12 protein-coding genes are annotated in these 9,944 nt (G+C 38.4%); 8 read left to right on the top strand and 4 right to left on the bottom strand.

The window, feature by feature from the left end:
* Together F564_RS0116885 and F564_RS19580 are read right to left on the bottom strand one after the other, a co-directional pair.
* Positions 1-298, bottom strand: a 298-nt coding sequence (locus tag F564_RS0116885; RefSeq protein WP_028123641.1) for an IS3 family transposase, incomplete at its 3' end; no start/stop codon positions are given.
* 29 nt (positions 299-327) lie between these two features.
* Complete coding sequence (locus F564_RS19580; RefSeq protein WP_228373927.1) at positions 328-1,080, bottom strand: sensor histidine kinase; 753 nt, start codon at positions 1,078-1,080, stop codon at positions 328-330.
* Between the two features lie 191 nt (positions 1,081-1,271).
* On the opposite strand from F564_RS19580, the gene F564_RS0116895 reads away from it, so the two are divergent.
* The 8 genes from F564_RS0116895 (at position 1,272) to F564_RS0116930 (ending at position 7,655) form a co-directional block, all read left to right on the top strand.
* Positions 1,272-1,700, top strand: coding sequence for a hypothetical protein (locus tag F564_RS0116895; protein ID WP_028123642.1), 429 nt, complete (start codon positions 1,272-1,274; stop codon positions 1,698-1,700).
* Between the two features lie 3 nt (positions 1,701-1,703).
* Positions 1,704-2,684, top strand: a complete 981-nt coding sequence (locus F564_RS0116900) for a DUF6268 family outer membrane beta-barrel protein (protein ID WP_028123643.1) — start codon at positions 1,704-1,706, stop codon at positions 2,682-2,684.
* A gap of 260 nt (positions 2,685-2,944) precedes the next feature.
* Positions 2,945-3,715, top strand: coding sequence for a hypothetical protein (locus F564_RS0116905; RefSeq protein ID WP_154656914.1), 771 nt, complete (start codon positions 2,945-2,947; stop codon positions 3,713-3,715).
* A 90-nt stretch (positions 3,716-3,805) separates the two neighbouring features.
* Positions 3,806-4,102 carry an LOG family protein gene (locus F564_RS19585; RefSeq protein ID WP_316928809.1) on the top strand — a complete coding sequence of 99 codons (297 nt, stop codon included), beginning with the start codon at positions 3,806-3,808 and terminating at the stop codon, positions 4,100-4,102.
* 14 nt (positions 4,103-4,116) lie between these two features.
* Positions 4,117-4,680, top strand: a complete 564-nt coding sequence (locus tag F564_RS0116915; protein WP_028123645.1) for a Crp/Fnr family transcriptional regulator — start codon at positions 4,117-4,119, stop codon at positions 4,678-4,680.
* Positions 4,681-4,908: 228 nt separating this feature from the next.
* Positions 4,909-5,229 (top strand): putative quinol monooxygenase, encoded by a 321-nt coding sequence (locus F564_RS0116920; RefSeq protein ID WP_028123646.1) that lies wholly within the window; start codon positions 4,909-4,911, stop codon positions 5,227-5,229.
* 911 nt (positions 5,230-6,140) lie between these two features.
* Positions 6,141-6,536: a hypothetical protein gene (locus F564_RS0116925; protein ID WP_028123647.1), complete on the top strand. Its 396-nt coding sequence runs from the start codon at positions 6,141-6,143 to the stop codon at positions 6,534-6,536.
* Between the two features lie 300 nt (positions 6,537-6,836).
* Entirely contained in the window at positions 6,837-7,655 is an 819-nt protein-coding gene (locus F564_RS0116930; RefSeq protein WP_228373928.1) for an SGNH/GDSL hydrolase family protein, read from the top strand.
* Positions 7,656-7,955: 300 nt separating this feature from the next.
* Here F564_RS0116930 and F564_RS0116935 read toward each other — a convergent pair whose 3' ends face one another.
* Entirely contained in the window at positions 7,956-9,380 is a 1,425-nt protein-coding gene (locus F564_RS0116935) for an OmpA family protein (RefSeq protein WP_028123649.1), read from the bottom strand.
* A 306-nt stretch (positions 9,381-9,686) separates the two neighbouring features.
* Positions 9,687-9,944 (bottom strand): transposase (locus F564_RS0116940; RefSeq protein ID WP_154656853.1); only part of this gene is annotated, 258 nt, incomplete at its 5' end.

Below are 9,944 nucleotides of genomic sequence, written 5' to 3' on the forward strand. Positions count from 1 at the left end.
ATCGACCGCTCTTGGAAAAAATGCTGATTGCTTTTTTTAAGATGTCACGTTCCAACTCCGCATCCCTGAGTTTTTTCTCCAACTCGTGGATCTTTTCCTGTTCAGCGGTCAATTTCAATTTACCATTTCCGGGGAAGCTTCCGGCTCCAAACTCCTCAAATTCCTTTCGCCATTTGTATAGCAAAGTCACTTTAATACCGAGTTCTCTGGCTAATTCTGATATATTATTTCTCTCTTTGCTCAATTGAACTGCTTGGGTTTTGAAAGCAGGATCATAAATTTTTCGTTCTTGTTTCATATCTTAAAATTATGGTTTTATGCTTAACTTTAACTGGACGTTAAATTAGTATATCCACTTCTTATTTTTTCCAGATTGATAAAGTTGGATAAGAAATCAATTTCTGAAGTCAGCAGTGTTTTCTCCTCATTATTTTCATAGAGCTGGTACCTCAAAAATTCTGATAATTTCACAATAACGGCAGATGCTTTGTCGGGATCCGTTCTTATCAGCGCTTTCACATTGTTGAGCATATTGAAGAGAAAATGCGGGTTGATCTGATTTCGAAGCTCATTCAGTTCCATCATTAGCGTCAGATTACTCAGCTCTGCCAACTTCACATTGTCTCTGGTCCATTTCTGAACGAGTCTCAGAGTGGTACTGATGAGGATAATAGGAATACACATCATAATACCTTCGTACAGACCTGTCCTGTTTTTCACCACTCCTGGCTCGCTTATTCTGTAGCCGGAAAAAATGGTATTAAAGCAAAGACTGATCATCTTAAGGCCAACAACGCCTAGAATAATCAACAATATAAAATACAGAATATAACGCGTTCTGAAGAAAAATAGCGGAACCAATACATAGATATTGATATACGTCATAACCAACAGAGCAACATACACAAAAATCAAAACATACTGGTCGTACTCTTCCCGGAAATCATGCCAAAACCTAGCGTTATACAACAGCACAAAAAAGAAAAGCAAAAACACCAGGTGTCTCCAGACGCGGAATTTTCTCTCGACAAGAAAATCGATCACCAAAGTATCCCGGAACTGATTTGACTGCTTTTTCATTTTGATTTTTTTAATCATTAACAAAAATAGCCAATAACGCTTTCATCAGCTACAATATTATACAAACACCGCTTTTTATTATACCAATTTTTTAAAAGCCGGTTTTAGTATAAATTATTTAGGTGTTGGTATAAAAAGCCAATTACAAAGTCCTATTCTCTCTTACTTTGTCGTGTAAAATTTATCAAACTATGGAATTGGCAGTTTTTCAGGAATTAACAGAGCAGATCAACTTAGAGTGTTTCTTCATGACAGATTATCAGCAGGAAAAAAAAATCATCCAGCTCATAGATCTTCATCATTTTATAGAATCTTATGACCAATGCCTCAAAGTCCTTGATTATATACACCACCCTATTAATATCATTGATGATAATGGTGTCAAAAAAGGCGTTCTTTTTTATGATCTGAAACACGATTTACCGCTGCATCTCATATCTTCTGAAATTTTCAAAAGAAAGCATGACCTGCAGGAACTCTGGTTTGTTTTTGTGGAAGAAAATCAAGCCATCAATTTTAAAAGACATATCGATTTTCTCATAGAAAATAATATAGAGTTGTTTTACAACAAAATATTCATTTTCAACTTTTTCCAATCCGTCATTCACACCTTAAAATAAACGATGAAAACTCTAAAAAAGATCATTTTCCCACTGACACTTTTCCCTATTTCAAATCAAATTTCGGCTCAGAAAAAAGATAGTATTCCGCAAAAAGTAGTTGCTTTTGTCACAGACAAATTCCCACAGGCAAGAGACCTGAACGTAGAGTTCACACAACTGACGCCATACCAACTTTCTCCGAAACTACCCGGCGCAGATCTTCCAGATAACAAGGTGAAAGAATTTCAGCAGCTAAAAGCCAACGCCAATATCTATTTGATCAAAAACAGAAAATGGATGCTAAGCACGAGCCTGAATTACAAATTAACACACATCGAAACTGAAAATAAGTGGTCTGTCATTCCCGATAGCCATTATAACAAAGACAACTTTCATTACCATTCAGAATCTCTGAGTCTCACACGGTTTGCAAAATTATTCAATAAGATTGCGGTCTATTCTGCAACCGCTTCTGTAGACGGGAGCGAAGAGCATTTTGAAAGATTCAGAGGAATGTTGACAGGAAGTTTGGTACTGAAGGCCGATGCGAATACAAAAATGACGGTAGGTCTTGCCGTGATGATTGATCCAACAGTGCAAATTCCCGTTCTTCCCATCGTCACTTATGAACACACCTTCAACAATGGTTGGGTGGCAGACATTCTTTTACCAAAAAAAATTCTCCTGAGAAAAAACCTCCTGAAAAACGGCAGGATCTCTTTTGGGACAGAGCTGGATATGACCAATTTTTACCTCTATCCTACTGGCAAAACCTATGAATACAGACAGGTGGAAATTAATTCCGGAGCAATTTATGAGCAAAAAATGGGCGCTAATTTTATCGGCACTTTAAAAACCGGATTGCGCGCCACCACTTTATCCAGGGTTTTTGAAAAAACAGCTTCATTCAATGATTTTGTCTTCGAGGCCAATTCAAAACCTTCCTTCTATTTCAATGTCGGGATCTCCTATAATCCTTTCGGAAAACCCAGACAAAAATAAGACGCGTTAAAACAAAGCCATGTGAGTCCTCTTATTAAAGTCAGTCCTAAAGTTGATGTGGCAGACTTTCAACAATTTGTAAGGCTTTTATTTTAGAGCAATCGTTATAATAAAAAAAATAAAACCAACTGCACTTCTAATTTTATTATAATTCTGCACAAAAAAGAGGTGATGATATGCTTAATAAAACTTGATCATGCAAAATTCAAACAGACTCTTAACTTGATGGTATCAATCTGATCAAAAAGTGAAATGGTATAATGATGAAAAAAACAATCACCCTTCTATTTTTGATTTGCAATATATTCATCTTCTCGCAGATGACAAAACAGTACTCTGTAGATGGACTGTCCAGGAAAGCAATCATCTATGAGCCGACCGTAAAATCTGACAAAACACCAGTCATTTTTGTCTTCCACGGGCACGGCGGCAACGCCACTTTGGTGAGCCGGAAAATCAATATTCAGGATTATTACAAAGATGCGCTTGTGATTTTCATGGAAGGCTTACCTGGCAGAGAAGTTCCCGGCTTAGACCCAAAAGGCAGAATGAATGGTTGGCAGATCTTCACAGACGACTTAGGAAAACGCGATGTCCATTTCTTTGATGCCATTTTTTCTGATATTCATAAAAATTATACTGTAGATGACGGAAGAATCTATCTTATAGGCCACTCAAACGGTGCCAGATTCGTGAACGTCCTTTGGAAAGAAAGAGGCAATCGGCTTACGGCGATCTGTTCTGCGTCCGGTCAGGGTGGGGATTTGATTATTGGTGCTGTGCCTATTTCCGTCTGGATGTCTATGGGAAAAAATGATAAGGTCGTAAATTTTGAAAGTCAGGAGCGCTCTATCCCTATTGTAAAATCAAACCTTGGGATCACAGACAACGGAAAAACAGATGCTGATAAAACAATTTTTTCCGGAAAAAACAAAACCGAATTGGTTCTCCAACAAAGCAATGCCGGCCACCAGTTCCCAAAAGAATCACTTCCGGACATTGCGGAATTCTTTAAAAAACAGACGAAATAAATCTATTTTAAATCACCCTCCGAAGCGGATAATCGCAGGATTTTTATCTAAATTTGTAGCTTCATTTAGACAAATCTAATGAATCGAGTAATGGTATTTTGTAGATCCAGCATCAGGACGGACGAAAATTACAAATCACAAGCCACTTTATTAGGTAAAACTTTAGCAGAACAGCATATCGAATTGGTTTATGGCTCTGCTAATGGAGGCTTGATGGGTGCTGTGGCAGATGGCGTACTTGCGCTAGGCGGCAAAGTCATTGGCGTCTTACCTCATTTTCTAAAGTCCAAGGAGATTGCACACGAGAATCTTACAGACCTTTTGGATACAACGAAACATTACGCGGCGCCAACGGTGGGCAAATGGATCACCGAAGAAACGATTTGAAAAAGTAACAGTCCATGGAAAAACTCCGAAAACATCTCGAAGAAATAATAGCAATCACCGACGAGGAATTTGATGTGATAAAACCTTTTTTCACACTGAAACGAACTTTAAAAAATCAATTTCTGACTCATGAAGGCGATGAAGCCCTATATGAATTTTTCGTATTGTCAGGGATTTTTAAAGTGTTCTACGTGGATGAGCACGGTAAAGAATTCATACTTCAGTTTGCAAAAGAAAACTGGTGGATGTCGGATTATCAGGCATTCTTTCAGTCCAAAAAAGCAACTATGTATATAGAGTGCATCGAAGCTGGCGAAGTTTTATTATCCACGCTGGAAACCCGAGAAAAACTATCCTCGGAACTTCATAAAATGGAACATTTTTACCGAATGAAATTGACCAATGGCTACATCGCCTTACAGCAGAGGGTACGATTATTACTTTCCAGTTCTCCACAGCAGCGCTACGAAGAATTTTCCAAACTCTATCCCGAACTATCGCAGCGGATTCCAAAAAAGCTTATTGCAGAATATCTGGGCGTCAGCCGGGAAACGCTCAGCAGACTTTATTCAAAATAAAAGCAAGTGTGACTGCAATCACACTTTTTTTGTGACTACGCTCCTTCTCCAAAGCCGCCTTTTGCCTGTATCTTTGTGTTATCAATTTTAAAGAAGACCCAACAACCACGTCATTTTGATATAAGGAGACAAGAAAATTGGATCATCTTCTCAAACAAGAATGTCCTTTTTCCGAAAAACACGTTGGTGAGAAAATTGCAACATTATTTATTCAAAATTTTTAAGACAATGAGCGAGCAAACAAAACAACCCATTTTCATCTTTGCCAAATGGCAGGTAAAGGCATCAGGAATAAACAAAGTCCTGGAATTGCTTCCAGAATTGGTAAAAAAAAGCACCAACGAAGAAGGCAATTTGTCCTACAAGATTTTCCGCAACGGTACCGATACCAATACCTTGATACTGATGGAAAGCTACAGGGACGAAGCCAGTATAGCACTTCATAAAAACTCAGACCATTATCAGCAGATCGTTGTACAGCATATTGTACCTCTTTTGGAAAACCGAGAAGTGACGCTGGTTTCTGAGCTGCATTTAAACGGCAATTAGAAAAAACAACTGTTAAAAACCAATGAGGCTGATGTGAAAACGTTGGCCGTTTTTTTTAAAATAAATGAGAACAATCTATCATTAGTTTTCAGTTTGGCAAAAAAATTGATATTAAAAAATCAAATAAACCTAATTCATAGAGCATTAGATTTATTGATAAGGAGGGCAGTAATGTCCTCTTTTCCGAACAATCCTACACCAATTATATTTAACCGGAGAGGAGAGACAGCTCAAATTTGTTTCTCTTCTTTTTTTTAAAAAAAATGAGTTACGTGGTGTCCAAACCGGGCCGGAAAGCGGGAATTTGTTGTGCCAAGTCACCACAAAAATAATTCGCCCTTTTACGGATATCCGTAAAATACAAAGACCTCTTAATGGTAGCTTTGTTTGCGGTAAGGCTGATGAGACACTCACAAAAACATTACCCAAGCCAAAACACAATTTTTTTATATTTTTTTAACCTTGGTTTTAACTAGGTTTTTTTTTTGACTGTTTAAAAAGGGATAATGGCAATATGCTGACGTTTTTTATCAGAAAGACTTTGGCACGAACCTTTGGCAATCAGCAGAGCATTCATTGTTTTGATTGAAAAATACTGCCGAAAGTTTCAGAATGAAGGATACCCAACACTACTCTATTCACAAAGTTTACCAATCGTTTCAACAACTGATCTCTTTTTTTTATTGAGCCGTGTTGAAGACTATTTCAAACGTATAGATTCCAATAAAGTCCTTACAATTAGGACACTTCTCTATTCAATTTAATTTTTATCAAAGATTCTTTGGCAGTTTACGGATTCCCGTAAATAATAAAGATTTTTAGTACACATATTTGCAGATAATCAAATTATGTTAAAAATAATTATTAAAAATTAAATTATCAATCACATTTTCATTTTGCTTAGCATCTTGATGCTGGCCAGCTCTTGTCAACGATCGGATGATCCTGAGCCGATCTTTCCAGAGCCAGAAATCGTTACACAAACAGAAGACTTTCATTCTCTTTTCAAAAATGTACGGAGTGGCGTCATAGATTGGCAAAATGGGATGCAGGGCGGCGATGCGTTCGTTGGCGATCACTTGAACGTCTCGGGTTATGTTATACTACCCATTCAGCCAAAAAACACAACACTGAAGATACTTGTCAAAGGAGGCAGTAATGCCCAAATAAGACTTAACTCCAGTGATCTCTCCTCCTTCTATTTTGTATATCAAAGCGCAGGAGGCCTGAGCATAGGAAAGAGTGGCAGTGGAATTCTTGCCAATAAAAATGACGTTGTAGACGCTAGTAAAGATTATTACATGTAGATTTTCTTTGGCGATACTGCCATAAAAGCAAAAACCTACAATACAACAGAAAAACTGACGTGGGATACCGAGACGACCATTTCAGATCACATAGGTTCTACTATTACTGTGAACGAGTACGCCGGGCCCGCAAAAATTAAAGACGTATCCTATCGCGACAGTACGACAGAATTGCTGAATAAAGTTCAATTCAACGGCTATTTTTTTGAAAACTACAAAGGCGCCGAGAAGTTATTAAGAACTTTTTCTTAAGGAGCATCATTTGAGTTCGAGACCAACTCTACAACAGCCACTTTGGATGTGGTTGTCAAAACTTCTCAAATTCCTAATATTGCGGTAAGTGTAGATGGAGCAAAGCCAACGATCATCAAACTTACAGATGGAAGTACGAAGCTCTTCGATAATTTGTCAGCCACAAATCACAAAGTTGTAGTTTGGATTGACGGGCTATACGAAGGCGATTGGTTCTGGACAGACCCGAACTATGGTATTTTTATAAGAAATATTACCACTCCCAATAATACATATATCAGAAAACCCTCTGATAAACGTAAATCTATATTAATCATTGGAGACTCTATAACAGAAGGTGTAAATATCCACGGAACGGATGGCAATCCAGATTCAAACAGCGGTTACAACTCCTATTCCAATTTTATGGCCAGAATTTTGAATATGCGCCCCTTGGTCCACGGCTTTGGTGGCACTGGTCTTTCCGTTGGAGGATCTGGACAAGTGCCAAAGTACTTATCTAGTATCACAAATTATTCCAAGGACAAAAGAGTGTTTAATGAGACTATCCCAGATGTGATAGTGATCAACGGTGGGACTAATGACGCTGGTAACAATATTCCAAATGCCACTTTCGTCGCAGATTATCAAGCATTAATAAACAATCAAAGAAACAAATATCCTGCGGCAAAAATAATCTTGCTGGTTCCTTTCAACGGAGCGTGTAGATTATCAATTTTAGCCCTGGGAAGCTCCAATGGCCTACCGGTAATTGACATGAGTATCTTCAGCGGCATCACAACTTCTGACGGAACACATCCAAATCTGAGTGGTCATAGCAAGTTGGCAGAGCAACTAGCACTTTTGCTAAAGCCATTAATTCAATAGCAGGCAAGACACCCCAGCCACTGCGAGCTTCCAACTCAGGCAATAGCAAACGCAAAAAGCCACGAGAAAGACACCTTCGCTATCCAAAAATAACAAACCCTCGCAACTCCGCGAGGCTTTGTTATTCCATCCAAAACAAAGATTTATGTTGTTGCCTAATTCTACAGCTGCTGCACCTTGAAAGTTATGAAAGACCAATGTCAAATAACTGATTCACACAAGATCTACGCATCCCACTTGATCATTAATCAAAAAAAAAGACCGCCACAAGTGACAGTCTCCGAATTAGAATTGTAACATTTATTTTGCTTTAAAATACACTCTTCTATTGGCTTTGTTTTTCCATTCTGGACACTTGGATGCGGGGTCACATTCTGGATATTTAAGATCTATTTTACCATTTCCCTGCGCTTGCAATTTTGAGGAAGCTGCGCCGTTGGTGATCAGAAATTGTTTTACGTTGTCCGCTCTTTTTTGAGAAAGCGTTTGGTTATAAGCTTCGGTCCCTCTCGTATCCGTTGCACCAATAACCGTGTAAGAGCCGTTGGTTGAGTTGATGTAATTCACTGCAGCATTAAGGATTGGCGTGTTGCTTGGCAAGATTCTGTCTGAGTTCAGATCAAATTCGATTCCGCTCATCGCCGTATCGTCAGATGATACACCACCTGTGTTAGTAACCGGACATCCGTTGTTTTCTAATGGACCAGGCACGGTAACACATTTGTCATTAAGGTCGATCACTCCGTCCATATCAACATCCAATGCTACACCAGCGCCATCTACTCTAGCACCTGCCGGCGTATCTAGCTGTCTGTCCCAGTCATCGCAAACGCCATCATTGTCTGCATCGCCGTTTTTACACAATTTGATATTGTCAATTTTGGTATCCAACTCATCTATTTTGGTGTACACTTCCTGGAAAGGATCGTGCCACATTACACTATTACTGTGTTTACCCAAATGAACCGTAAGACCCAAGGTGGTATTGAAGAAATTGTCAGAAGTGTGCGCGCTGATTCTGTTCACAGCACTGTACTGATCGTTTCCGCCACCGTCAAAGGCGTCATCGCCTGTTACCACATACATCATTCTGCCTTCAATATCTATTCTGTTGCTAATCTTGTACTTCAAACCTGCACCAGCCTGTCCGAAAAGAGAATTGAATTTGAAAGGCTTGTTCTCTGTCATCAGCCTTTGTCCAAGTTCATCCTTTTGGTAAGCGCGGTAAGCCAACACCCCAACACCTGCATAACCGTGAAGGGCCCATCTGTAAGATGCCTGGCTGTCCACTCTTCTCAGAAGGTTTGAGAAATTGATGTCTCCCAAAAGTGAGATGGCATCGTATTGCGTTCTGCCTGCTACCTGAAGATTGCTTGAAGCGTTCGCCGGAGCGACATCATTGGTATTGAAATAACCTTGTCTGGTTTCACCACGGTCGTACTGTAATTTCAAACCGAATGAATGAGAAAGCGCTTTATCGATACTAAAGTAAGCCGAATAACCTACCAGCGTATTACCACTTTGGATAGATTTCAGATCTGCATTCTGCATCAAAGGAACACCACCACCAAAGGATACAGACCAGCTGTTGAATCTTGGAGCAGAATCTGTTTTAGTAACAACGGGCGTTGTTTCCGTAGTTATTGTCGTCTGCATCATCTCTTGCGAGAACATCACTGCCGGGCACGCCAAGGCCAACGACAAAATAGTTAATTTTGATTTCATTAAAAATAATTTTAAATTGTTTTACTTATTAAAAGTATAATTGGAATAATTACACTAAACACCCTAAATAACTTTGTACAAAGCGATGAGCGTTCCCCTATCCAATTACTGTACCAATAATCATAATAACTTATTATGTCGAATAATTGAAAACACATAACAGCAAGATTCGACCACCTGATGACAGAAAAAGCAAGCCCCTAATCTTCACAAGATCAAACGACAAAAAACCCCTCAATCACTTGAGGGGTTTCAATTTTTATTGAAATAAAAAACTTTAAAATTAAAAATACTCGTAGTGCATTATCAAACTAATGCAATTTTAATATTATTCATTTTTCTATTAAATACAAAAACATTTACAAATTGAATGAAAGTTAATGCTGTTATTTTGCTCAATATCCTTGTTTTAAAACCTTCAAATGATTTTGCGTAGTTGTTTCTGATTTTAAATTGGTCACAAAGCTGAGAGAATAATGTCTCTATTCTTTTTCTCGATTTTCTGAAAATATATTTTTGTTTTTGATAATTTTTTTGGTTGTTTCTCATGGGTGTATCCAGCTT

This window comes from Epilithonimonas tenax DSM 16811 (assembly GCF_000428485.1).
Taxonomy (GTDB): Bacteria; Bacteroidota; Bacteroidia; order Flavobacteriales; family Weeksellaceae; genus Epilithonimonas; species Epilithonimonas tenax.

Excerpts from the sequence above, each read along its gene's own strand:
- F564_RS19580 (WP_228373927.1), bottom strand. The coding sequence starts at position 1,080 with ATGAAAAAGCAGTCAAATCAGTTCCGGGATACTTTGGTGATCGATTTT.
- F564_RS0116895 (WP_028123642.1), top strand. The coding sequence starts at position 1,272 with ATGGAATTGGCAGTTTTTCAGGAATTAACAGAGCAGATCAACTTAGAG.
- F564_RS0116935 (WP_028123649.1), bottom strand. The coding sequence starts at position 9,380 with ATGAAATCAAAATTAACTATTTTGTCGTTGGCCTTGGCGTGCCCGGCA.
- F564_RS19585 (WP_316928809.1), top strand. The coding sequence starts at position 3,806 with ATGGTATTTTGTAGATCCAGCATCAGGACGGACGAAAATTACAAATCA.
- F564_RS0116900 (WP_028123643.1), top strand. The coding sequence starts at position 1,704 with ATGAAAACTCTAAAAAAGATCATTTTCCCACTGACACTTTTCCCTATT.
- F564_RS0116920 (WP_028123646.1), top strand. The coding sequence starts at position 4,909 with ATGAGCGAGCAAACAAAACAACCCATTTTCATCTTTGCCAAATGGCAG.
- F564_RS0116925 (WP_028123647.1), top strand. The coding sequence starts at position 6,141 with ATGCTGGCCAGCTCTTGTCAACGATCGGATGATCCTGAGCCGATCTTT.
- F564_RS0116905 (WP_154656914.1), top strand. The coding sequence starts at position 2,945 with ATGATGAAAAAAACAATCACCCTTCTATTTTTGATTTGCAATATATTC.
- F564_RS0116915 (WP_028123645.1), top strand. The coding sequence starts at position 4,117 with ATGGAAAAACTCCGAAAACATCTCGAAGAAATAATAGCAATCACCGAC.